Here is a 22630-nt window from a genome sequence, read left to right on the forward strand (position 1 = left end):
ATGGTCTGTCATTGTGCTATTATTTCTACTACAATAATCCTCATTATGAAACCTGAGCGCATTGTTTCTGCTAAAGTTATTGACGATAATACCTTGATGGTTAAGTTTGCTAATCTTGAAATCAAAAAATATGACATCTCTAAGTTATTAGAGAATCCGATGTTTGCGACGTTACGTAATCCTGGGTTTTTCAGAAACTTTAAAATTGAGCCTGGTGGTTATGCACTGGTTTGGAATGAAGATATCGATCTCAGTGAATATGAAATTTGGCAGAATGGAATTACTTGCACGGATGCGGAAATTGAGTGGTAAGTAGGTAGGCGGGATTAAACCGAACAATGTAACAGTATGTAAACAGGCTTAAGTCAGCCAGTAGAAAGCATTTGGACACTTTACAATCGTTTACATAGTTGTGTTTTAAATTAGACAAATACAAGCAAGAAATCGCAGATTTGTACACCCGCAGAAGTCAAAATTATGACAATAGCGATTGGCATTTGCAGATTGCTCAGCGTCTCGTTGAATACGGGCGAGTCAGTCGCGGACAGCAGGTTTTAGACATTGCAACGGGAACGGGTCATGTGGCGATCGCAGCCGCTCAAATTGTCGGTACTGAAGGTCTAGTTATTGGCGTAGATATTTCGCATGGAATGCTCGATGTAGCCAGAAAAAAAGCTCTCGAATTAAAGCTTAATAATACAGAATTTTTGCTAAGGGATGCCGAAAATATCGACTTACCACGTAATGTTTGCGATCGCATTTTTTGCTCTTCAGCCTTCATTTGGATGTCTAATCTGCACGCAGCCCTCACTCACTGGCATCGATTTCTCAAACCAGGAGGAATAATTGGCTTTCATGCCTTTGCCGACACCGCTTTTGTAGGCGGAGTTGTGACGCAGAAAGTAGCCGAAAAATACGGCATTTCCTTCAATATGAGCAAACCCACAGGCACTGTTGAAAAATGCCGAAACCTGCTCGAAAAAGCAGGATTTAAACAGATAGAAATTAAAATCGAACAAGATGGCAGCTATATCAGTTTAGAAAAAGCAAAAGCAATGTGGGCCGGAAATTCTCATCCCGCCCCTGGACAATATCCGCCGCCGTTATCAACACTTTCAACCGAGCAATTAGCACAAGCCAAGGCCGAATTTGAAGCAGAAATAGAAGCATTGCAAACCCAGCAAGGAATTTGGAACGATATCACCACTTTTTACGTATTCGGTCAAAAATAGCAGAACTATACTCATCCGCGTGCATCTGCGGTTACAAACTCCGAATCTGCCAGCAGTGCCAGATTCAGACAATTTAAGACACTCGATTTGATCGGACGCTTTTCATCCCAAAATACGATCGCAGAATAAAACTTAATTGCAGCCGATGAATTCAAAAGCTCAAAAGTTTGACGTGCAACTCCCTCATCATCAAAACTTAGGAAGTAAACAGTATCATCAAAAACTACAGGTTTATTAGCGATTTCGCCGATTAACCTAAACTCCAATTTTTTATAAAGCCCGCCGATCGCAATTTTCCAAGGTTTGAAGGTATAATCGCCCACTCCAAAAATCGCAAATCTAGGGTTATTTTCATAAATTTTGCTTTTTCGATTATCTAGATATTGCCCGCGAGACTCCAGATATCGCCCCGTTTTAGGGGCAATTTTTTGGATATTTTCCGTTGATTCCCCGATATTTTTTTGAGTAATTAGCATATAGCGATCGGTAGCATTAATTCGATTTTGAGCAACACCAGATCCTTTGATCATGGGAAACAGATAAGTTTCCTCAATATCAGCAACTTCTCCCAATTTATTTACAAAATAATTGTCAATTTTCTTAAATTCCATTACACTAGAACAGTTATGCTTTACACCCGATCGCCATTTTGTCCCTGAATCCACCGCATATAAATTACTCAATTTACTGAAAGCATCGATATCCTTAACCAAGAGATTATTATGATATCCAATTCGGTGACAGTCCGAAGTTTCTAAACTGCTAAATACATCACAGAAGTAGTTTCGCGAATAACTGTCAAATTTGCAAACTAACAAACAAGCATCAACATTTGCATCAAAATATTTTTTGGCATCTATTGTGTAAGTTGCACAGTCAGCGAGATAGAGTTTTTGAGAGTGAATGTAATTCAATAACTTTCTAGCAGTAGAAGTCTTGCAAAGCATGGCCAGATAAGCATCGCGCTTTTGCAGCCATTGCACCGCCTGAATCAGCATCCATTCTGAGATATCAAAGTTACTCTTACCTGTGAGAGCATCTAAGCCTTTGTGATTTTGAAAGTTGTTTTTTTTAGGTAAATTTTCGCTACCAAAAGTTCCTTGTTGTGAGTTTGTCACCCAAGGAAAATTGCCGAGTACAAGCAGTCTATTTGTGTATTGATCAACTAACGATTTCCAATTAAATCGAAAGAAATCTCCATGAAAAATATCGCATCTCTCATCCTGAAATAATTGCTTATTTAGTCTGATTTCTGTTAAGTAATTTTGATTTATTTCAACCCCGATAATCTTCGCTGCGGATGGAAACGAACGTGCAGCAGCTTCAATAAAATTACCGACTCCGCACGTCGGCTCAATGATAGTGTTTGGATTGACATTAAGTTCTACTAATTTTCGACATACCATCTCGGCTAATGCCGGCGGTGTCTGAAAATCGCCGTATTCTAGTCTTGTTTTGCGATCGTTGGAACTCATCGGTTAGATTTATAAACTGCGATAACGCCTTCCTGTTGTCCAGCGCGCTCAATGACTCTTCCATACTGAAGTCGCCACTGCAACGCATTAGAAATAGTCAAAAATCCTTGCAATGGTGGATTTCTCAGTATTTCGTCGTCTCATCTACCTTAAGATAATCAAACAAGTCTTCTCTAACATTAGGAAAAAGCTCGGAAGTTAGTAGGGTGAAAAGAACTTTCCTTGCTAAATTGTATTCCTTTTGCTGGATTTTTAGATAATCAGTGTCGGTGTCATCTTTCACAATGTGAACATGAACACGATTTCTAATCTGACGGAGATATGGAAGGTTCTTAAAGAATTCGTCATTTCCCAATGCAACAAGCTTTTTTGACTCGACGCGCTGGCACATTTTATCAAAACTCATTTCTTGGTAAATTTCTGGCTTAACCTTTTCAAAGATTTCCATATTAATTTTTTTCTTCTTCCCATCAGAATCTTCAAACTCCTGCCCTGATAACTTGCGATAGGATTTCCATGAAGTAGTTGCAGCTTTACCGCGTGCGCGAAGTAGGTAAAAAAATAGAGCCTCAATAATTGAACACGCTACTATGATGAACGTTTTCGCGTTTTGATTCCAAAGAACGGAAGTAAGATTTAAGTCTTCGCCACAGCGATGTATAAATTCGAGGTGTTGAAGCGAGTAAGCAATATTCTTTTGCAGCCCTCTACACTCTTTCTCTTCATAGTGTGGTATTGGAACCATGAATTGTTTAAGATAATTTTCCAAATCCGATACTGACTTTGGAAGCCATTTATTTCCCTGTTTCTTCAGTGTAAGCATTGTTTTCGTTAAGCATTTTTCATTTGAGCTACTATCCCTATTCTAGATGTCTTATTGACAACTTTCCGATGCAGGCGATCTCTGCTACTGCTCGTGCACTGCGCTGACATGGCCTACGACAATTTGCCAGACTGCGGGTCCATGGGTGTTGTTGTACCACTTATGCTGTAACCATTTCGGGTTTGATATTAGGTGATGCTGGCTCGAAGTACAAAACCATGATTTGCTCTGGATTCAGTCCGACAGATTCATAAGTGCGTCCGTTGCGATCGCAAAATTCAACCTCAAACGCTGCACCATCAGCCAACAGTTCAACCACTGTCCCAACTTGTCCGCGCCAGAGATTGTATTCAGGAATATCAACGGTCAAGGCAACAACATCTAGTAATTTAATTGTATTATTTACCACTTTTATTACCTCCCGGCACTACAAAGGATAGCAGGTTGTTAATCTCGGAATTTCCGAATCATGCTCAATAATCCAGCCACTCCGAAGGGTTGCACTTCTATTTTGCCATTCAATCGTGAAATCTAGGGTGTACCGTTGCCCGAACCCATCCCGCCTCCCTAACTGAGCTTCATGACTTTGAATTACTTCAAGCAAAATTTGGCGCAATTCCTCCGCATTGTCAGGCATCATCCCCAGAATTGACGAAAACAGCCGCGCTTTGTGTTTACCATCATCGTGTTCTGGATTTAGGCAGTAGTCACGAAGTTTACGAATATCAACAACTGCATTTCCTGCATTTGGAATGAGCATAGAAAATAGGAACCAGTTAATGAAAAAAACAGAGGGCGAGTTTTGCATAAAACTTGACTGCAAAAGTCAAATTTTATACTCTAAACCCGCCCTCGCAAAACTCGCTTAATAAGCGTCTTGCAATTCGTAAAAATCAGGCGAAATATAATCTTTCCGCAGCGGCCAGCCCACCCAATCTTCGTTCATCAAAATCCGTTTCAGATTTGGATGTCCTTCGTAGACGATGCCGTACATATCGTAGGATTCCCGCTCTTGGAAATCTGCTGCTTTCCAAATCCAGTAAACTGATGGAACTCTCGGATCTTCGCGGGGAATAAATACTTTGACGCGGACTTCTTCGGGATGGGAAGCGTTATCTGTCAATTTAGCCAAGTGGTAGACGCTGACTAAATCTTGTCCGGGGCCTTGGTCGTAGGCGCACTGGTACTGCATATAATTGAACCCGTAGGCGTACAGTGCTGTTGACATCGGAATTAGGAATTCTCGATCGACCTTTAAGATCTCCACACCCAAATTATCAGCAGCTAAAGCCTCGTGATCGAAGCCATTCTGAGTCAACCACTGAGAAACCTTCCCAGCTTCAACAATCGCAGATTCTGTCTCAGCCACGTTGTACCTCCTGTTTTTGTCCTGCAAGCAGGGCGGGCGGTACGGGCATTCCCATTGCTTCCGTCAACTCCTTCGGTGGGGCTATCCGCCCGGGAATTGACAAATATTTGCCATCCAAAATGTCGTCTACTACTTTCATTTTGTGGGGTCTGGTGTAGTAGCGGTGAGTCGGTAACAAGTTAGCCCTTTCTTGCATTGAGTCGTTGGCGATTTTTTTCCGCAGTTTGATAATTGCGTCAATAATCGCTTCGGGACGCGGGGGACAGCCGGGGATGTACACATCTACGGGGATAAGTTTGTCAACGCCTCTGACTGCTGTGGGGGAGTCTACGCTGAACATTCCACCGGTGATCGTGCACGCGCCCATGGCGATCACGTACTTGGGTTCGGGCATTTGTTCGTACAGCCGCACCAAGATGGGGGCGTACTTCATGGTAATTGTACCTGCGGTGATTAACAGGTCAGCTTGTCTGGGGCTCGATCGCGGTACTAAGCCGAATCTGTCGAAGTCAAAGCGCGAACCAATCAAAGCTGCAAATTCGATGAAGCAGCAAGCCGTGCCGTAAAGCAACGGCCACAGGCTGGAAAGTCTCGCCCAGTTATAGATGTCATCAACCGTGGTTAGGATGACGTTCTCTGATAATTCGGATGTGACTTGCGGCCGCTCTGCCGGATTGACAATTAGCGATTTTTGTGATGTATCAGAACTTAAGACCATTCTAAGGCTCCTTTGCGCCATGCATATACAAGAGCAATAACGAGGATCGTGATGAAAAACAAGGCTTCGATGAAAGCCAAGAGTCCTAGCTGGTTGAAAGCAACCGCCCAAGGGTAGAGGAATACGGTCTCTACGTCGAAGATGACGAAGACCAGGGCGAACATATAATATCGGATGTTGAACTGAATCCAGGCTCCGCCGATCGGCTCAACGCCAGATTCGTAGGTAGTGCGTCGGTCGTAGGGACGACTTTTGGGCCGCAGTACCTTAGACGCCGTGAGGGCGAGGATAGGCACTAGGCTCGAAATTAACAGGAAGCCTAAAAAATACTCGTAGCCGCTAAGTGCAAACACGGTGAATAATTACTGCCTCTGTGAAAGGGTTATTTGACATACTCCCCAACCTAAAGGCATGGGGATTGTGGATTTAAACAGCAAAAGCAAGCACGGCTTGTCTGATATTGCCTAGCACGATAGTTGATGCCCCAACTTATTTGAGATTTTTTGGATTTATACAGTTGAGACCGGATTTTTACATCTCGCGAATCAACAATACATAAATACATAACTTATCATAAAAGCCGTCTGATCGGGACACGGGGCTTTAGGCCCAATTTTTCGGTAACAGAAATTACTGGTCGATCGAGATTAATTGTCCATCTTCTGCAATAATTTTTAATGTATATTTTAATAAAACCGCAATCTCAGGATTGGGTAAACGATATTCTAACTGCCTGTGGAAGACGGGCGGCTGCCTGTGGACGCTGAGTAAGACCATCATCGACGCTTTGTGTCGAACACCCTTGTGGTGTCCCTAACGTGGTATCGGCGGTTGAGACGGGAAACCTCGAAGACGAATAAGACCGTCCTAATCTGAGTGTTGGTTGGCAGCCCCAACTATAACGAAGCTTAGTTGAGGTACTTCACCAACAAAATCGGTCTGAAGCCCCGTCCTTCTAGGACGGCTTCGCGTTAGAAGATCTAGAAAGGCAAGTAAGAACAACCATCTACGTGTTGAAACAATATCAAAAGGTGTAACTCCTGATTTAGCTCGCCTCGACTCGATCGTAGCGAGAGTTAAACAAGCAATAGTGAATTGTTGAGCGTACCTAACTGGCGGGCGTGATGGACTCTGAAAGTATAAAAAGATCAAAGTAAGCGCAATTGCAATACTTCTGGTGTTAGTAGTTGTTTTGAGCGTGTAGAGGCGATTTGTCAGCGCCTTTAAGACTCAAATTGTGGTCTTAAGAATCTCCGTGGCTAAAGCCCGGAGAGTGTCAACTGACCTACTCTTTTTGGAACTATGAGCGATCGAGCCACTGAGACTAAGACCCTCGATCGGCACGAGTGCCGCGCCTGCGGCTACGTCTACGATCCGAAAAAAGGGAATCCTAAAAATGACATTGCCCCTGGCACAGCTTTTGAAGATTTGCCCGCTACTTGGGTTTGTCCCGTTTGCGCGGGCCGCAAGTCGGTCTTTCAAAATCTGGGTCAGATGGAAGGAGTATCGGGATTTAAAGCAAATCAGCGCTACGGTGTCGGCGTCAACGGCATGACCGAAGGTCAAAAAAGTTTGCTGATTTTTGGCGGCTTGGTCGTTGGTTTCTTGTTGTTACTTAGTATGTATGGTTTGCAGTAAAACGATTGTGAGATTTTGGCAACGAATTGTAATGTTATTGGCGGCTGCACTCATCTGTACGAGTTGCAGCACGATCGGTTCTGTGAGTTACAACCCTTGGCAAGTGATTTCCTTGCCAACAGAAGCTAATTTACAGGATATTGCCTTTACGGGAAATGCCCAGCACGGCTGGGTTGTTGGTTCTGAGGCGACTCTGTTTGAAACGATCGACGGCGGGACTAACTGGAAGCCAGTAGCACTGGATATAGACGAGCCGAGATCGCGTTTTGCGTCGGTGAGTTTTTCCGGTTCCGAAGGCTGGATTGTCGGTCAGCCTTCGGTTTTGCTCCACACAGAAGATGAGGGCAAGTCTTGGACGCGGATTGCTTTAAGCTCTCAGTTACCAGGTTCTCCGAGTACGATCGCCGCTATTGGCCCAAATACGGCTGATATGACGACGGATGTCGGGGCGATTTACCGGACTTCTGACGGTGGCAAAAATTGGAAAGCGATCGTGCAAGATTCTTTTGGGGTAGTTCGCAATATCAACCGCTCGGAAGACGGGCAGTATGTTGCGGTATCCTCGAAAGGTAATTTCTACTCCGTGTGGAGACCAGGACAACAAGCTTGGGAACCCCACAACCGCAATAGTTCTCGCCGCTTGCAAAACATGGGCTTTACCAAGGACGGGCGTTTGTGGATGCTCGCCCGCGGCGGTCAGATTCAGTTTAGCGATCCGTCCAATCCTGAAGGTTGGGGAAAACCGTTTTTTCCCGATCGCAAAGCGAGTTGGGGTTTGCTAGACATGGCTTACCGGACTGATAATGAAGTTTGGGTAGCCGGCGGCGGCGGCAATTTGCTGTGCAGTTTGGATGGCGGGAAAACTTGGCAAAAAGACCGTGAAGTTGAGGACGTTCCTGCTAATTTTTACAGGATTGTCTTTATGGGCCCCGATCGCGGATTCGTGATTGGTGCGAGCGGTACTCTACTTAAATATCAAGGTTCAGCGCAAGCTGCTTGATAGTAGAATAGTAATAGAGATTGTCTGTCGATTTGTTGTTGAAAGGAGGATTCTAAATGGCCGGTACAACTGGAGAACGTCCGTTTGGGGACATTATTACAAGCATCCGTTATTGGGTAATTCACAGCCTCACCATTCCAGCTTTGTTTATTGCTGGATGGCTGTTTGTGCAAACTGGTTTGGCTTACGATGCTTTCGGAACTCCTCGCCCTAACCAGTATTTCACAGAGCAGCGCGAAGAAGTTCCGATTATCTCGGATCGCTTTGAAGCTAAGAAACAAGTAGATCAGTTCATTGGCAAGTAATTTTACAAGGATTTGGAAAAATGACGAGCAGAACGCCAAACAATGAGCCAATTTCGTATCCGATTTTTACGGTACGCTGGTTGGCCGTTCATACTTTAGGTGTCCCAACGATTTTCTTTTTGGGCGCGATCGCAGCAATGCAATTTATTCAACGATAGGAGTTTATAATGCCTGAACGCGCCCCTAATCCCAACGAGCAGCCAGTCGAGTTAAACCGGACTTCTCTTTATTTGGGTTTATTGCTGATTTTTGTGTTGGGGATTTTGTTCTCCAGTTATTTCTTTAACTAACTGGTGGTTCAGTTCAATCTCTGTGATTCAATCCAATTTGTTTAGCTGTGAATTAGTGAGGTGATCGCTATGTTTAGTGAAAGTGGCAGAATTCCTTTGTGGCTGGTAGCTACTGTCGCAGGTCTCGGTGCTCTGAGCATTTTGAGCCTTTTCTTCTACGGTGCTTATGCCGGTTTGGGTTCTTCGATGTAAGGACAATATTGCGTATTTTACGCCTAAAACCTCCCTTGAAAAAGGGGGGTTTTAATTAATTCAGTCTTAGACGCAACCGTCACACTAAATAAAGGTACGTAGTTGCGCTCTTTGCGCTCTTATCGCAATCCTCGCAGGATTTTCATGAGTACCTGTAGGGACTTAGGTCAAGCCGTGTCCCTGATTGATTTAGGCGAAATCACATTTATGTTCGCCGCCCGTGATAATGATTTAGGATGGCTATATATATTAAGATCGGAGCGCAAAGAGCGCAACTACGTACCTAAGAATTAGCCTCGATCGAGGTCGATCAAACAATCCGAACAATTGTTTTGTAGCAAAAGTTTTGATAAATGATATAAATCGAGGATAAATGTTAGATAAACAGTTCATTGTTTAGGAAAATTATAATATTTTGCTGGGAATCGCTAGTAGGACTAAAGTCCGAACGATCGAACCTTTTTAATTTTAGGTAATTGACAGGACACGGTATAAATCTAAAATCTAAAATCTAAAATCTAAAATCTAACATCGACGGTCGATCGCCCAAAGTATGGGACAGATCCTGAAAATAGCCAAAAGTTGCGAGTAGAATGATTCAAGAGCCGATCGCTCGATCGTAGTCCATAGCGAAATATGACCCCACCGCAGCCGCCCCGCAAACCTCAAACCGTCTTGGGTGCGATTACCCAAGCAGTCCAGACAATTGCCAAGGTTAATTTTAACCAGCTAGCCCTGAAACCAAATGCCAAAGTACCCGAACTGTGGGTACAGGATGCAGGTGCGGCTAAAGCTGAGGTTTATCCGCTATTGGGCGATCGATATCTGTTAGGTCGATCGTCCAAAGCTTCAGATATTGTAGTTCGCAATCCCGTTGTCAGTCACGTACACCTATCCCTGTCGCGGGATACTCGACGGCGAACACCTTTTGTAATTAAAGACGAAGACTCTACCAACGGCATTTACAGAGGGAAAAGACGAATTAAAAGTATGTCCCTCCGTCACGGAGACGTGTTCACATTAGGGCCGCCGGAACTCGCCGCCGCCGTCAGAGTTCAGTACGTAGATCCGCCACCTTGGTATTTAGAATTTTTGCGTTACAGCTTTTACGGTGTTAGCGGAATCACCACTCTGATAGCTATTTTGGTTGGTGTTGAATCGACCAAGTTTCAAGTGCGGCCTCTACCGAGAAGTATCAACGGCCCTGTGATTGTTTACGCCCGCGACGGACAAACTCCGCTGCGTCCCCCTCAGAATAACGCTCACTTAGAATTGAAGCAATTGCAGGATTTTTCGCCTTATTTATCCAAGGCGGTACTTGCTTCGGAAGACAGCCGCTACAATTGGCATTTGGGCGTAGATCCGATCGGCGTTTTGCGGGCGCTGTTGACCAATGTGCGCGGGGGAGGAATTCGCGAAGGCGGTAGCACTCTGACGCAGCAGTTAGCGCGGAGTTTGTTTCGAGATTATGTAGGTACTCAAGATTCGGGCGGACGCAAATTCCGGGAAGCAGTAGTTGCTTTGAAACTAGAGAGTTATTACAGCAAAGATGAGCTGTTGCTGACTTATTTAAATCGCGTGTTTTTGGGAATTGACCTCTACGGTTTTGAGGATGCGTCTCGATTTTATTTTGCCAAGTCGGCGAAGGATTTGACTTTGTCTGAGGCGGCGACTTTGGCGGGGATTTTGCCTGGGCCAAACAGTTTTAATCCGATTCAAAATTATCAGTTGGCGGTGCAGTATCGCGATCGAGTAATCGAACGGATGCGAGCCATGGGGACGGTTTCTCAGGAAGAAGCCGATCGCGCGAGGCGATCGCGAATTGACATCAATCCCAAAGCCCGCCAATACCTGCAAAGTACGATCGCGCCTTATTTCTACAATTATGTATTTGACGAATTGGAGTTTTTGTTGGGGGAGCAGTTAGCCAGAGAAGGCAATTTTATTGTAGAAACAGGCTTAAATCCAGGTCTGCAAAAAGTAGCTGAATCTTCCCTCAAAAATGCCGTAGAAAATGCCGGAGCGAATGCAGGTTTTTCTCAAGGAGCTGTAGTAACTCTCAATTCTACAACCGGGGAAGTCTTAGCATTAGTTGGGGGTGTAGATTACTTGCAAAGTCAGTTTAATCGGGCTACCCAAGCATTGAGACAGCCCGGTTCTACATTTAAGATTTTCACCTATGCCGCCGCCCTAGAACGCGGAATCCCACCCAGTAAGACTTATTCTTGCGAGCCGCTTTCTTGGGGAGGACAAAGTTACAATGGCTGCGCCAGAACCAGCGGTAGCACTGATATGTATCGGGGTTTAGCACAGTCGGAAAATCCCATTGCTTTGAGAGTCGCGCAAGATGTCGGTTTAGACAATGTAGTGGGCATGGCCAGACGTTTGGGGATTACATCTCCCCTGCGTTCTTCCCCCGGTTTAGTGTTAGGTGAAAGTGAAGTTAACGTATTGCAATTAACGGGTGCGTTCGGGGTTTTGGCGAACCGGGGTTTGGGGAATCGCCCCCACGTAATCAAGCGAATTATTGACAGCAGCGACTGCAAAGATCGAAATGATTTTAAAAGTTGTCGGGTGATTTATGACTATCAAAAAGATGGCGTTGCCAATCGACAGTTAGTTTCTGAAGGCGTCGCGGATACGATGACTGATATGCTGCAAGGAGTTGTTCGGGGAGGTACGGGTAGCAGTGCTGCTTTGGGCTTGGGAGAAGCTGGAAAAACAGGCACGACTAATGATAATAAAGATTTGTGGTTTGTCGGTTATATTCCCAGCCAGCAACTGGTGACAGGAGTTTGGTTGGGAAATGATGATAATTCTCCGACTGGCGGAGGTAGTGCAAATGCGGCTCAGTTGTGGGGGGAATATATGCGGCAGGTAGCACGTTGAACATAGGTTTGTAGAAAAGACACGGCGGTTAAAACCGCGTCTACACAGACAAAACCCGCCTCCGCGGGTTGAAGACAAAGATTGTTAAATTTAATTTGTTTTGTTCAGTCTGCGGAGGCAGAAATCGTTTGTGTAGGTGCGGTTTCAACCACCGTCTGATGTGGCCGACAGCCAGACAATATAGAGTGCAAATTAACGACATTTCCGATTACGGCGATCGCAGGTGCGGAAAATCCAGTCGCCTCAACTTGCTCTACAATTGTACTCAAAGTGCCAATCAATTCCTCTTGTTCCGGCCGCGTTCCCCAGCGCACTAAGGCTACGGGCGTTTCTGCGCTCAATTCGGCTGCTGTTAACTGGCCGATGATATAAGGCAAATTGTGGATTCCCATGTATACTACAATAGTTTCGGAGCCGCGGGCGATCGCCTGCCAATTAACCTCCGGCCGATATTTTCCGGCTGATTCGTGGCCGGTGACAAAAGTGACTGACGAACTGTACGATCGATGTGTCAGAGGAATTCCCGCATAAGCCGGGGCCGCAATTCCCGAAGTGACACCGGGTACAACTTCCACCGAGACTCCAGCTTTCACCAACTCTTCCATTTCTTCGCCGCCGCGCCCAAAAATAAACGGATCGCCGCCTTTGAGACGAACTACGATCGCATTATCTTGAGCTTTGTCTATCATTAACTGAGTAGTTTCGTCCTGCATTAACGAGTGACGGCCTTTGCGTTTCCCGGCATCAATTCGTTCTGCTTGGGGGTTGATGACTGCCAAAATTTGAGGGCTGACTAAAGCATCGTAAATCACCACATCCGCGCACTCTAACAGCGCTTTTCCCTTCAAAGTCATCAAACCCGGATCTCCGGGGCCTGCACCTACTAAATACACTTTACCTAAAGACATTTTTCTTGCTTCCTTGACCTCTTCTGTGTCTTTGCGATTCATTTTTGAATTAAATCCCGAATTAAGTCTGCTAATTCTACACTGGCGCCTAGAGGATTTGCGAGATGAAGTTCTGCCGTGGGAAATTGCTGCTGTAGCTGCTCGACATTTTTGGCGATCGCATCTGTAATTCCTCCATTAAATAAGAAGTATGGCACAATTCCTATTTGCTGATGTCCACCGCGAACCAAACTGTCAATTCGTGCTTCCAAACTCGGCTTTACCGACCAATAAGCAGTCTCTGCACCGAGTTGGCTGGCGATTTCTTCAAATGTCGAGTTACCTCCGGGGCGGCGGCTGCCGTGAGATAGTACAATCCATTTTGGTAACAGCAAATTGGGGAGAAAAGCTAGCTCTTGCATCTGAGTTTTGAGCAAGTTTGTTAAGCCTGCTACTTGGGAACCTAAATGCGGGCGCACTTCTATGTTTAACCGGGAACCAAAAGTTTTCTGGGCAATTTCCACCTCTGCCGGTATGTCGTCGGCGACGTGAACTCCCGGTAATAAAAATACGGGCAGGATTTGCAAATGAGTCAGTCCGAGGGAGAGGGTACGTTCGCCAAAACTGCAAATTTGTTCGTGGAGTGGCGCGGGGCCGAGTTCTAGGGTGGCGGTGGCGACTGCGGGGAAGGAGTGGGCCAAATTATCAGACAGCAGTTGAGCCAGGTTTTCCAAAGCTACTTGCGGTCTGGGGTCGCGGCTGCCGTGAGAAACTAATAGGTAAGTCGATCGCAATTTCAATAGGGATTTGATGTTAATGGTCGATCGGGATGTTGAATAATTCTAACATCAGGGAGCCGCAACTCCTAAAAAAAACCGAACGCCGAAATCCCCGACTTCTTTAAGAAGTCGGGGATAACAGTTGCCGAATATTCTGATTAACCTTGAGGAGTAGGCTCGGCGACGTACTTGAAAGTAGGTTCAGAGTTCAAAGCAGTTGGTTGGTCTTTGCCATCACTAGACAAATTAAAGAACAAATCTACTGTTGAATCTGGCGCGATATTTCCGAAGAACGGATCGGTAAGTTTGCCCATCGCTTCCAAAGCTTTCATGAACATTTGAGTGTGGGAAATTTCCCGAGTCAGCAAGAAGTGCAGCGTCTTTTTCGTTCCCGCATCCGGCGCTAGTTCAATCAATGCTTCGTAGGTTTGGCGAGCTCCTGCTTCCGCACCGATATTAGCGCGCAAATCGCGGACAACATCGCCGCCTTCGTTGACGTAAGCAGCACTCCAAGCTTGACCTTGGCTATCCAACAAGTGCGGGCCTACACCTCTGACTGCAAACAAAGTGCTTTTGTAAGCTTCTGTTTGGTCAACGTTTTTGGTGTGAGCTTCGATCAGTTTGCCAACCATTTCTAAGTGGCTGAATTCTTCGATCGCAATATCTTGGAGCATATCCTTAATCTCTGCATTTTCACAGTGAAAGGACTGCACCCAGTATTGCAAAGCTGCTGTCAGTTCTCCGGTTGCTCCGCCAAACTGTTCTAGCAGCAGTTGGGCAAAACGGGGGTTGGCTTCGTCTACTGTTACCGCAGACATTAGTGGCTTTTTGTGAAAAAACATCGATCGATACCTCTCTTTAGTTCGGTTGTTACAGTCGTCAGATTTCCGACTGTATCTGTGTTTACCTTCAGCATCCATTGTGCGGCAAGCGATCGCACTGAACCTCGCTCGTTGGATACATCTAGCGGGAGCCATTGCTCTGCTTTCAGGTAGAGTTAAGTTATTGGGCATCGGGAATTGGGCATCGGGAATTGGCCAAACAGGGCAGTGGCCAAACAGGTCATTGGGCATTAGTCATTAGTCATTAGTGCTGTCCCTGCTCGCGAACGCTATTAGTCATTAGTTATTGGTTATTAATTATTGCGAAATATTCAAAAATAACAAATAACAAATAACAAATAACAAATATCAATAGTCAATTGTTGTTGCATTCGGTTAGCTTTGCTGACAAGGCATCGAGGTGTCGCAGCCACTGAATGCCACCAACCCAACTGCGAGATGGCAGGTGTCCGATTGGTGCTTGCTGAGTAAATTTAAGTTGTCCTGAAGCAGTAGCAGAATTGTAGGTTTGCCAGTTTACCCGATCGCAAAATCTGACATAATCTCCCTTGACGCTTTCATAGATTTCCTTTTGGACGCTGAAGCCAAACCGACCTTGGCTGTAGTGCAACCACAGGCGATCGACTATTTGCAAATCTTCGCATGGTAACTTGTAAATTTGGCTGATTTCTAGCTGAATTCCCGGTGTCAGCGATAGAGATTGACACATCACGGCCCAAGTTTCGCGATCGGCTTCTTTCCACTTTTTAGTTGACAAACAATCCCGCAGTTTGGTATAATCAACTCCCGCTGCTGAAATCATGGTAGAATCGAGATTTGAAATCCTTGATAAGGACAAAGTTTCTGCGGAATTGGCGGTAGTTTTGGTCGGTGAAATCGGAGGCTCAGAAGTTGGCAGGGCTTTGAAATAAGGCGAGTTGTCGGTATTAATGAGAGTTTGGGCGATCGGCTTTTTCGGCACAACCAAATTTTGCTGGCGTTTATCTAAAACTGCATTGATATCTTCCAAAACTTCCGCCGCAAAACTGTAGCGCTGACAAAGATGAGTTTGTAGCAATTTATCTAAAATCTCACCTAACTCGGCGCTAATACTCGTGCCTTTGGGGAGAAACTCGCGCCACCACCAGCGCTCGGTTTTACAGTCGTACATATCCAACGGCGGAACTTGCGTCATCAGGCGAATGCAAGTAACACCTAAACTGTAAAGGTCGCTAGCAGGAAATACTTTACCGCGCATTTGTTCGGGAGCTATATAATCTTGACTCCCGATCAGCGTTGCTGAACGGAGTATAGCTGAATCAGTCAGCAGTTTGGCAATGCCGAAATCGATCAATACGAGTTTGTTGTCCGACTGGCGGCGGATAATATTTTCAGGTTTGATGTCGCGGTGAATGACGCGGTTGTCGTGGATGAATTGCAGCACGGGTAATAAGTCTTGCAGCAGTTGCCAAATTTGATTTTCATCGCAGACACTTTGGTCTAATTCTTCTTTGAGAGTCGGCCCGTCTATAAACTCTTGAACTAAATAAATATGACCTTCTTGTTCAAATGCAGCTAATAAAGTGGGAATTTGCGCGTGTTTTCCCAGTTCGTCTAAACGGACTGCTTCTTGGTGGAATAATTCAAGGGCTTTGTTGAAAATTACTGGATCGCGATCGCGAAAATAAAATTGCTTGAGGGCACAGCGCGGTTGCGAGGGGATGTCTTCATCAATGGCGAGGAAAGTTTTGCCAAATCCACCTCTTCCTAAGAGTTTAATCGGGCGATACCGCTGTCTCAACAATAGGTTAAAGCCGCAGTTCAAGCAAAGTTTTTCTGTGAGTGAATTTTCGGGATTTTGACATTCTGGGTTAATACAGTAGCTCATAGGGATTTGAGATTTTATATTTGAGATTTTGGATTGTGAAGAAGTTTTTTAAATGCACCGCTTTCATAGTCTCCTTGCTTCGCGGGGCGAAGGAAGAGAGATAAGAGAAGAAAATTAGTTGACAATAGACGCACACATGGATATAAGGCTATTCTATTCCGCTGGGCCCGATCGCGATGTTATACAATGTGCACGGCGCCCCAAGCTGACACAGATCCGGGCGCGCGACAGCTTGCTGCGCGGGCGTTTCATTTACATTCCGAGACGCAACTGGCACATTAACCAAAGGTATGCGGTTGCGCTGTCTTCACTCTTGGCGCCACAATCTACCTCAAAAAATCTTTAACTATTGTCACACTTGCGTCGAGGACTTATCTCATCTCCAGTAATGAAAGTTCGCAAAAGCGGACTTCAGTCCGCATTATGCGGACTGAAGTCCGCACTACGAACCAATTTTATTGTGCGATCGCCCAAATCGAAAATTGTGCTAAACTCGGGCTGTGCGCTGAATTTCAGGCACAATTGATGCCGATCGGTTTAGGGAGGCTGAAAAATATTTTGAAATTTTTTTGCTTTACCCCTAGACTTGTGCTGAGATGTTATGTTATAGTTGAAAACGTTATGGCGAGTGTAGCCAAGTGGTTAAGGCAGTGGTTTGTGGTACCACCATTCGTGGGTTCAATTCCCATCATTCGCCCTTTTGATTTTATTGTGCAGAATTAACAAAGGTACGTTGTTGGGCTTCAGCCCTCTTTAGGCGTATATATAAAGAGGGCTAAAGCCCAACAACGTACCTAATTCTCTGATGACTGTAAAACCACCTTGGGTTTCGCCTGTATAGACGCGGTTTCTAACCGCCCAGTCTTCCAATATGCTAATCTTAAATCCAATCTCAAATCTAAAATCCAAAATCTAAAATCAAAATATGCCATCTTTAGTAGCAGAAGATTGGGGATATAAATTTAGTGGCGATCGCACAATTAGTAAATTTATTGGTCAAGTTGAAGGAGAAGCGGCTTTAGCGAAATATTGCGATTGGGAATGCAGAGATCGGGCGGAAGTTGTGATGTCGGAAATAGCCGGTAAATCCCCCAGTCTTTTCTACGTGCGGCGCCAAAAGGTAAATGAGAGATTTTCTGAAGAGGAAATCTGGGAGTTGATTCTTGCTACGGATCGAGATGATTTTAAATTACCGGAATTGTTGCAAAAAGCCGTGAAGCGAAGCTATCCCGAAGGGAATCGCACTTTACGCTTGTTAGCAACTGTACGGATAGAAGACGGAATCGGCGGGTTGAAACTGCTGGATGCTGGTTTGGTGGCGCTTCCTAGAGGTAGAAAAGATGGCTATGCTTTGGCGGTACAGTTGCGACTTTTGCCGAAAAGTAGATCGCCAATTCCTGCAAAGTCGATCGCCCGCGTCCAACAAATGCCATTTTGGGACGAGAGACACATACCGACAACTGAACAATTAAAAGTTTGGCACACTTTCTTAAATGTCGAAAAACGCATCGCCGAAGCGCGTCAATTTTGTGTACCTTTCCGCGCGCATAACTATGGTTCCGGCTTCAAAATCGTTACTTTTGAAATCGATCGCAATTCGGCAACTCTTGACGGCTACGAGGAGAATCCCTTACAAGTCGGCGACTTTCGCGAAAGGCTGAAACAAGCCAGAAATGAAGACATTATTTTGTTTGATTCGCCGCCGGGAAGCAGAAGCAGCCGCGATGGCGAGACTTTGGGTAGCATTGCGGAAATTGAATTTGAACGTGGTATGTTACGGATTAAGTTGGATGTTGATTTGGGCGATCGCATGGCGGGCGGCCGATATCAACTTCCCAAACAAGGATTTTTGTATTTCGAGGCGGCGGGGGATATCAGTCAGATCGATCGCAAAAAGAAAGCTTTAAAGATGCTGGCGGATGGCCGCGCTCAAAATCCCTATTTAAGCGAGTTTTTATTTGACTCTTCCGAGGCGAGAATTCCCGACAAGCTGGTAAAATTGGATCGGGAAAATTTATTAAATCGCAATGCTAACGACGATCAACTCGCTGCCGTAGAAATGGTGCTTTCGGCGCGGGATTTAATTTTGATTCAAGGGCCGCCAGGAACCGGGAAAACGACGGTGATTGCGGAAATTTGCTATCAAATTGCGCGTCAAGGCGGGAAAACTTTGATTGCTTCCCAAGCTAATTTAGCCGTTGATAATGCTTTGAGTCGGTTGGTTCACAATCCGGCGATTCGGGCTTTGCGAAAGGGAAAAGCCCATAAGGTACAGGAGGAAGGCCAGCCGTTTTTAGAGGAAAATGCGATCGGCACTTGGCTGCAAAATACGGCGACTGATTGCGAACAAAAACTGTCGCAGCGTCAGATTAATGTCACATCTTTACAGCGGTTGCTGGCAGATTTCGACAGATTTAATGCCTACTCGGCCGCCGAGAGAGCTTTTTTTAAGGAACAAAAATACCTGCACGACGGGAAGGCGGAGGTTGAGGAAAAGTTGACCGCGCAATCAGCAGCGTATCAATTAAGTTTAACTGCTAAAAGCGAGATTGCATCTTTGGTTGATGGGCTGGCAAATTTACTAGCTGCGCCGGAGATTAACTGGGAATCTTCAGAAGTTTCCGAGTTTATGCCGAAACTAAAACCTTATTCTGAAGGTAATGTTTTAGTGGAAAACTTTATGGCAAATGTGCGGATTTGCGTCAACCATACTATTCAAATAGGATTGGATCGCCCTAGTTGCGGTGCATTTGGGATTGCGGTTTGGCTGCGGGAAACTGTAGCACCGCAATTATCCGAATTTGAGACGGCGGGCGATCGCGCCCAGGAAGTTTGTCACGCGATGTCAGGAGTTGCGGAGTCGCTGCGGGCGTCGCGGCAGTTGTCGGATGCGGTGAATCAACTCGAGTTGGGCGACAAGCAAAATCAGACACACCGCCACAATCTCGAACAGAAAATCAGTAATTTGGAACTGCGAAAAGCGGAAATTGCCGCCGTGGTTGTCGCCGTTGCAGAGTGGATTGAGACGGCGGATACGCGACTTTATACTGTTGTGAAAGCTTGCTGGGAAACGGGCGCAATGCTGACGGATGATATGGTAGAATTGCCCGCAGGACTTTTGAAAATTGCCCGATCGCTCAAATTGCCGATCGTCCCGCCGAAGTGTAAAGTCAGTTTGCCCGATTTGGAAAGACTGCAAAAGGCGATCGCCCATGAAGCCAGCGCGGGTTTCAAGGACATTCAAGGGCAGCAGTTCCGGTTTAGCGAGTTTTTGCACCTAAATTTGACTCAAATGCCGATCGTGCTCGCTGCGGGCGATCGGGCGCAATGGCAACAACTAGCCAAAGACTTCGCCAGCTATTCCCAAGTTAGTCAAAGTCAGCGCAAATTCATCCTCGAAAAAGCTGACACTTTCTTAGCTAACATCCAACAATTTTACAGTCAATCATTGCAGCCAAATCAAATTCAAGAAACCTTCGATCGGCTAGTCAAAGAATTGCTGCATACTATTCTCGGAAACGCCCGCCAGTGCATAGTTCCCCTGAAAACCGAAACCGAACAACAACTAATTAAGCAGCAACAGTTATTAGATAAAATCGGTCAAACCGTCAGCCAGCAGCAAATATCCGCCGCCCAAGTTCAAGTAGAAGCCGCGCAGCAAGAAGCGAACTTAAAAATTAGCGAAGTTACGAATCAATTGCAAGCAATTGTAGAACAGTCAAAGGTTCCAGACAAGTTGCGGATTCTCGCCCAACAATATCTCGCGCAAAAGTCGAATATTTGGGAACAACCGCAGCAGTTTTTCAAGCAAGTTGATAGTTGGAAAACCAGTGTGATTCAGCTTAAAAAATCCCTGGCTGACTTAGATCCGTTCGGGATTTTGGAAGTTGTCAAAACTACTCTTGACGAGCAATTATCCCCACTGCAAATTGCCGCTACAACTGCACAGGAGGAACTCGCGACACTTCAAACAGAATTGAGCGAGATTACGGCTAAACTGCAACAGCAACAACCAGCGCCAGAATTAATCGTAGAGAGAAGTTGGTGGGAATCAGCATGGCAAAATATCCCGACTAAATACCAAATAGAAGTTCCCAGTACCGGATTATTCAGCGTAGATTTTTTAAGTAAAATCAAGCGTTTATTCAAGCATTGGCAGCGAGAATTAGAACGAGAAGAAACTGCCCTCAATCGTTCTCAAAACTTCGTCACAGATTGGATTGAAAAACTCCGCAATCCGTCAGAAAAAGACCGTCAAGATTTAAAGCAAATTTATATTGACAACGCGAACGTCATCGGCATTACCTGCGTGCAAGCTGCCAGCTTTGATTTTAGCAAAAACTTTCCCAGCTTTGATGCAGTCATCATTGACGAAGTTAGTAAATGCACTCCGCCAGAGTTATTAATCCCCGCCTTGAAGGGCAGAAAATTAGTATTAGTGGGCGATCACAGGCAATTGCCGCCGATGTTTAATCAAAGTACGATCGACGACATCGCCGAAGACATCGGTTGTACCGGAGACGAACTTAGCTTTATCAAAGAATCGCTGTTTAAAATATTGTTTGAAAAAGCTGACGACGGTATTAAAAAAATGCTGACAACTCAGTACCGAATGCACCCGCAAATCATGGGCGCAATCAATCAGTTTTATCAGCAAAAGCTCAACTGCGGGATTTTGGAAGCAGACACGAGGCGCGCGCACCATCTCGCAGGTGACACCATCAAAGAAAACAATCACATCCTGTGGGTGAAAACGCCGGTGGGACAAGGGTTTGAGGAGGGGAAACAGGGTACTTCGCGGTTGAATGTCAAGGAAATAGATGCGATCGAGCTTTTGTGCGAACAGATGGAAACCGCTTGGCGGCCTAAAATGGTAGAGGGTGAACCGCCGAAGGAAATCGGGATTATCACTTTTTACGGTGCTCAATTGAACGCAATTAAAGATAGAATCGCCGCCGAAAGATTCCCATCTTTGAGTATCCGCACTGGTACAGTTGACATCTTTCAAGGAATGGAAAGACCTGTGATTATTGTCAGCACTGTGTGCAATAATATTAGAGGCGATATTGGATTTGCTAAGGAACCGGAACGGGTGAATGTGGCTTTTTCTCGCGCTCAAGAATTGTTAATAGTTGTCGGCTGTCACGATTTATTTACGCAACAAACAGGTACTGTCGGAAAAATGTATCAGGAAGTTTCAAAAACGGTGCGTCACTGCGGAGGTTTTGTAGATGTTGCTAGCATCCTCAGCTAAACAAATTGATGCGAATTTAAGTTCGCTAGCGGCACAAATTGAGCAACAAAACCCTGATTTGTCGGTGTTGGTGGCGCGTGAATTCCGCTTTGCAATTCGCCAAACTCCGCTGGAGGTGACGATTAGCGAACCTCGCGAGTTTAATGTATTGGAAGAGTTCATTTTGCGGGCGGGTGTGGAGTTCGATCCTGCGCCAACTTTGCAGGAGTTGGCGGATTTGTTGGGGTTGGATCGGGTTTTTGTGAAGACTGCGGCGACGAATTTGGTTAATTTGGAGATTTTGGAGGTGGCGGAAAATGGTAAAATTGCGATCGCGAATCCCGCCCTTACGGGGGCTACGCCAACGAAGACGATCGCACCTCTAGGCGAAGATTTTTTTGATAAAGGTGCAGTTAGTCGATCGCAAATCCAATCAATTTACGCCATTTCCGATCCATTAAACCAAACTCTCACCTTCAAATTCGACGCTGTAGCAGCAGAATCAATCAACTTACCAGATTTAGCAGACTTCGTATCCCTCGAACATAAAATTACCGACCTTGCGGATTTAAGCATAACAGAAATCCAGCCGCTGATCCAAGCTTCCGGCTTAGGGATTCACGTCCCCGAAAACGGCAAAATCGTCTCTCAGTGCGATGTCATCGGTGATGATTTAGATATTTGGCAAATTGTATCAGTTTTTGTGTTGCAGGATGCGATCGAAAATAAAACTACCATCCAACTCCGACAGGGAAAGCACATATTAGAAACAGCCTCAAACTTGCTAAACGAACTCGAATCCCAACAAAAATTTTCCTTAAACGACTTGTGTAAATTAACCGAAGAAGATGTTATTTTGGAAGAACCAGAAATAATTGCTACTCCAAAAACTCGGAAATCGGCAGCTAAGAAGAAAGGCAAGGAAACGATATGATCGGGACTAAAAAAGACTTTATATCAATTCCGGCTGCGCCGGAATGACAAGCGAGGAGACGGCAGTGCCGTGTCCCTACGCCAGATTAATTGTAGGGAAACGGCACTGCCGTCTCCTGATTTTGGGTAATATTAATTCCGATGTAACCCGAATTGAT

General features: G+C 45.3%; 23 protein-coding genes and 1 tRNA gene. 12 read left to right on the forward strand and 12 right to left on the reverse strand.

Features of this window, described 5'->3' with window-relative positions; genetic code table 11:
- Window positions 1-45 precede the first annotated feature (45 nt).
- Window positions 46-312 (forward strand): DUF2442 domain-containing protein, encoded by a 267-nt coding sequence (locus JGK36_RS20425; RefSeq protein WP_293175761.1) that lies wholly within the window; start codon window positions 46-48, stop codon window positions 310-312.
- A 98-nt stretch (window positions 313-410) separates the two neighbouring features.
- On the forward strand, window positions 411-1232 hold the full coding sequence (locus JGK36_RS20430; protein ID WP_293201079.1) for a methyltransferase domain-containing protein: 822 nt from the start codon (window positions 411-413) through the stop codon (window positions 1230-1232).
- An 11-nt stretch (window positions 1233-1243) separates the two neighbouring features.
- On the opposite strand, the gene JGK36_RS20435 is transcribed toward JGK36_RS20430, so the two are convergent.
- The 8 genes from JGK36_RS20435 to JGK36_RS20470 all read right to left on the reverse strand — a co-directional run bounded on the left by JGK36_RS20435 (window position 1244) and on the right by JGK36_RS20470 (window position 6397).
- A complete protein-coding gene (locus tag JGK36_RS20435; RefSeq protein WP_293197842.1) occupies window positions 1244-2707 on the reverse strand; it encodes a class I SAM-dependent methyltransferase in 1464 nt (487 codons plus the stop codon).
- Window positions 2708-2831: 124 nt separating this feature from the next.
- The gene (locus JGK36_RS20440; RefSeq protein WP_293197844.1) at window positions 2832-3530 is read right to left on the reverse strand and encodes a hypothetical protein; all 699 of its coding nucleotides are present in this window, start codon (window positions 3528-3530) and stop codon (window positions 2832-2834) included.
- Window positions 3531-3690: 160 nt separating this feature from the next.
- Window positions 3691-3939 (reverse strand): DUF4926 domain-containing protein, encoded by a 249-nt coding sequence (locus JGK36_RS20445; protein WP_293197847.1) that lies wholly within the window; start codon window positions 3937-3939, stop codon window positions 3691-3693.
- Between the two features lie 18 nt (window positions 3940-3957).
- The gene (locus JGK36_RS20450; protein WP_293197849.1) at window positions 3958-4290 is read right to left on the reverse strand and encodes a DUF6883 domain-containing protein; all 333 of its coding nucleotides are present in this window, start codon (window positions 4288-4290) and stop codon (window positions 3958-3960) included.
- Window positions 4291-4395: 105 nt separating this feature from the next.
- Complete coding sequence (locus JGK36_RS20455; RefSeq protein WP_293175773.1) at window positions 4396-4899, reverse strand: NAD(P)H-quinone oxidoreductase subunit J; 504 nt, start codon at window positions 4897-4899, stop codon at window positions 4396-4398.
- Window positions 4892-5617 carry a photosynthetic/respiratory NAD(P)H-quinone oxidoreductase subunit K gene (gene ndhK / locus JGK36_RS20460; protein ID WP_265233759.1) on the reverse strand — a complete coding sequence of 242 codons (726 nt, stop codon included), beginning with the start codon at window positions 5615-5617 and terminating at the stop codon, window positions 4892-4894. Before ndhK ends, JGK36_RS20455 begins: the two co-directional genes overlap by 8 nt.
- Window positions 5608-5970 carry a photosynthetic/respiratory NAD(P)H-quinone oxidoreductase subunit C gene (gene ndhC / locus JGK36_RS20465; RefSeq protein WP_006635500.1) on the reverse strand — a complete coding sequence of 121 codons (363 nt, stop codon included), beginning with the start codon at window positions 5968-5970 and terminating at the stop codon, window positions 5608-5610. Before ndhC ends, ndhK begins: the two co-directional genes overlap by 10 nt.
- A 277-nt stretch (window positions 5971-6247) precedes the next feature.
- Window positions 6248-6397 carry a hypothetical protein gene (locus JGK36_RS20470; protein ID WP_293175776.1) on the reverse strand — a complete coding sequence of 50 codons (150 nt, stop codon included), beginning with the start codon at window positions 6395-6397 and terminating at the stop codon, window positions 6248-6250.
- A gap of 522 nt (window positions 6398-6919) precedes the next feature.
- Between JGK36_RS20470 and JGK36_RS20475 the strand changes: the two genes are divergently transcribed.
- The 7 genes from JGK36_RS20475 (at window position 6920) to JGK36_RS20505 (ending at window position 11931) form a co-directional block, all read left to right on the forward strand.
- A complete protein-coding gene (locus JGK36_RS20475) occupies window positions 6920-7255 on the forward strand; it encodes a rubredoxin (protein ID WP_293175778.1) in 336 nt (111 codons plus the stop codon).
- Window positions 7242-8255: a photosynthesis system II assembly factor Ycf48 gene (locus JGK36_RS20480; protein ID WP_293175780.1), complete on the forward strand. Its 1014-nt coding sequence runs from the start codon at window positions 7242-7244 to the stop codon at window positions 8253-8255. Before JGK36_RS20475 ends, JGK36_RS20480 begins: the two co-directional genes overlap by 14 nt.
- A gap of 56 nt (window positions 8256-8311) precedes the next feature.
- Window positions 8312-8560 (forward strand): cytochrome b559 subunit alpha, encoded by a 249-nt coding sequence (gene psbE / locus JGK36_RS20485; protein ID WP_293144446.1) that lies wholly within the window; start codon window positions 8312-8314, stop codon window positions 8558-8560.
- Between the two features lie 20 nt (window positions 8561-8580).
- Entirely contained in the window at window positions 8581-8718 is a 138-nt protein-coding gene (psbF, locus tag JGK36_RS20490) for a cytochrome b559 subunit beta (RefSeq protein ID WP_006635504.1), read from the forward strand.
- A gap of 9 nt (window positions 8719-8727) precedes the next feature.
- Window positions 8728-8850 carry a photosystem II reaction center protein L gene (locus tag JGK36_RS20495; protein WP_293175782.1) on the forward strand — a complete coding sequence of 41 codons (123 nt, stop codon included), beginning with the start codon at window positions 8728-8730 and terminating at the stop codon, window positions 8848-8850.
- 69 nt (window positions 8851-8919) lie between these two features.
- The gene (locus JGK36_RS20500; RefSeq protein WP_293175784.1) at window positions 8920-9042 is read left to right on the forward strand and encodes a photosystem II reaction center protein J; all 123 of its coding nucleotides are present in this window, start codon (window positions 8920-8922) and stop codon (window positions 9040-9042) included.
- 636 nt (window positions 9043-9678) lie between these two features.
- Window positions 9679-11931: a transglycosylase domain-containing protein gene (locus JGK36_RS20505; protein WP_293175786.1), complete on the forward strand. Its 2253-nt coding sequence runs from the start codon at window positions 9679-9681 to the stop codon at window positions 11929-11931.
- Between the two features lie 104 nt (window positions 11932-12035).
- Here the strand turns inward: JGK36_RS20505 and cobA are convergent, their stop codons facing one another.
- The 4 genes from cobA to JGK36_RS20525 form a co-directional block, all read right to left on the reverse strand.
- The gene (gene cobA / locus JGK36_RS20510) at window positions 12036-12881 is read right to left on the reverse strand and encodes a uroporphyrinogen-III C-methyltransferase (RefSeq protein ID WP_293197853.1); all 846 of its coding nucleotides are present in this window, start codon (window positions 12879-12881) and stop codon (window positions 12036-12038) included.
- Entirely contained in the window at window positions 12878-13612 is a 735-nt protein-coding gene (locus JGK36_RS20515) for a sirohydrochlorin chelatase (RefSeq protein WP_293175855.1), read from the reverse strand. The genes cobA and JGK36_RS20515 overlap by 4 nt, the downstream gene beginning before the upstream one ends.
- A 143-nt stretch (window positions 13613-13755) precedes the next feature.
- Entirely contained in the window at window positions 13756-14670 is a 915-nt protein-coding gene (locus JGK36_RS20520) for a manganese catalase family protein (RefSeq protein ID WP_363319084.1), read from the reverse strand.
- Window positions 14671-14794: 124 nt separating this feature from the next.
- The gene (locus JGK36_RS20525) at window positions 14795-16306 is read right to left on the reverse strand and encodes a serine/threonine-protein kinase (RefSeq protein ID WP_293197855.1); all 1512 of its coding nucleotides are present in this window, start codon (window positions 16304-16306) and stop codon (window positions 14795-14797) included.
- A 624-nt stretch (window positions 16307-16930) separates the two neighbouring features.
- On the opposite strand from JGK36_RS20525, the gene JGK36_RS20530 reads away from it, so the two are divergent.
- The 3 genes from JGK36_RS20530 (at window position 16931) to JGK36_RS20540 (ending at window position 22473) form a co-directional block, all read left to right on the forward strand.
- Window positions 16931-17003: transfer RNA gene (locus JGK36_RS20530), tRNA-His, on the forward strand.
- A gap of 228 nt (window positions 17004-17231) precedes the next feature.
- Window positions 17232-21560 (forward strand): AAA domain-containing protein, encoded by a 4329-nt coding sequence (locus tag JGK36_RS20535; RefSeq protein ID WP_293175794.1) that lies wholly within the window; start codon window positions 17232-17234, stop codon window positions 21558-21560.
- Window positions 21538-22473, forward strand: a complete 936-nt coding sequence (locus JGK36_RS20540) for a hypothetical protein (RefSeq protein ID WP_293175796.1) — start codon at window positions 21538-21540, stop codon at window positions 22471-22473. The genes JGK36_RS20535 and JGK36_RS20540 overlap by 23 nt, the downstream gene beginning before the upstream one ends.
- Window positions 22474-22630 lie beyond the last annotated feature (157 nt).

Source organism: Microcoleus sp. PH2017_35_SFW_U_B, assembly GCF_020737865.1.
Classification (GTDB): Bacteria; Cyanobacteriota; Cyanobacteriia; order Cyanobacteriales; family Microcoleaceae; genus Microcoleus.

Excerpts from the sequence above, each read along its gene's own strand:
- ndhK (WP_265233759.1), bottom strand. The coding sequence starts at position 5,617 with ATGGTCTTAAGTTCTGATACATCACAAAAATCGCTAATTGTCAATCCG.
- JGK36_RS20525 (WP_293197855.1), bottom strand. The coding sequence starts at position 16,306 with ATGAGCTACTGTATTAACCCAGAATGTCAAAATCCCGAAAATTCACTC.
- JGK36_RS20425 (WP_293175761.1), top strand. The coding sequence starts at position 46 with ATGAAACCTGAGCGCATTGTTTCTGCTAAAGTTATTGACGATAATACC.
- psbF (WP_006635504.1), top strand. The coding sequence starts at position 8,581 with ATGACGAGCAGAACGCCAAACAATGAGCCAATTTCGTATCCGATTTTT.
- JGK36_RS20480 (WP_293175780.1), top strand. The coding sequence starts at position 7,242 with ATGGTTTGCAGTAAAACGATTGTGAGATTTTGGCAACGAATTGTAATG.
- JGK36_RS20470 (WP_293175776.1), bottom strand. The coding sequence starts at position 6,397 with ATGATGGTCTTACTCAGCGTCCACAGGCAGCCGCCCGTCTTCCACAGG.
- JGK36_RS20495 (WP_293175782.1), top strand. The coding sequence starts at position 8,728 with ATGCCTGAACGCGCCCCTAATCCCAACGAGCAGCCAGTCGAGTTAAAC.
- JGK36_RS20520 (WP_363319084.1), bottom strand. The coding sequence starts at position 14,670 with ATGCCCAATGACCTGTTTGGCCACTGCCCTGTTTGGCCAATTCCCGAT.
- JGK36_RS20540 (WP_293175796.1), top strand. The coding sequence starts at position 21,538 with ATGTTGCTAGCATCCTCAGCTAAACAAATTGATGCGAATTTAAGTTCG.
- JGK36_RS20435 (WP_293197842.1), bottom strand. The coding sequence starts at position 2,707 with ATGAGTTCCAACGATCGCAAAACAAGACTAGAATACGGCGATTTTCAG.
- JGK36_RS20500 (WP_293175784.1), top strand. The coding sequence starts at position 8,920 with ATGTTTAGTGAAAGTGGCAGAATTCCTTTGTGGCTGGTAGCTACTGTC.
- JGK36_RS20475 (WP_293175778.1), top strand. The coding sequence starts at position 6,920 with ATGAGCGATCGAGCCACTGAGACTAAGACCCTCGATCGGCACGAGTGC.
- JGK36_RS20440 (WP_293197844.1), bottom strand. The coding sequence starts at position 3,530 with ATGCTTACACTGAAGAAACAGGGAAATAAATGGCTTCCAAAGTCAGTA.
- JGK36_RS20505 (WP_293175786.1), top strand. The coding sequence starts at position 9,679 with ATGACCCCACCGCAGCCGCCCCGCAAACCTCAAACCGTCTTGGGTGCG.
- cobA (WP_293197853.1), bottom strand. The coding sequence starts at position 12,881 with ATGAATCGCAAAGACACAGAAGAGGTCAAGGAAGCAAGAAAAATGTCT.
- JGK36_RS20450 (WP_293197849.1), bottom strand. The coding sequence starts at position 4,290 with ATGCTCATTCCAAATGCAGGAAATGCAGTTGTTGATATTCGTAAACTT.
- JGK36_RS20535 (WP_293175794.1), top strand. The coding sequence starts at position 17,232 with ATGCCATCTTTAGTAGCAGAAGATTGGGGATATAAATTTAGTGGCGAT.
- psbE (WP_293144446.1), top strand. The coding sequence starts at position 8,312 with ATGGCCGGTACAACTGGAGAACGTCCGTTTGGGGACATTATTACAAGC.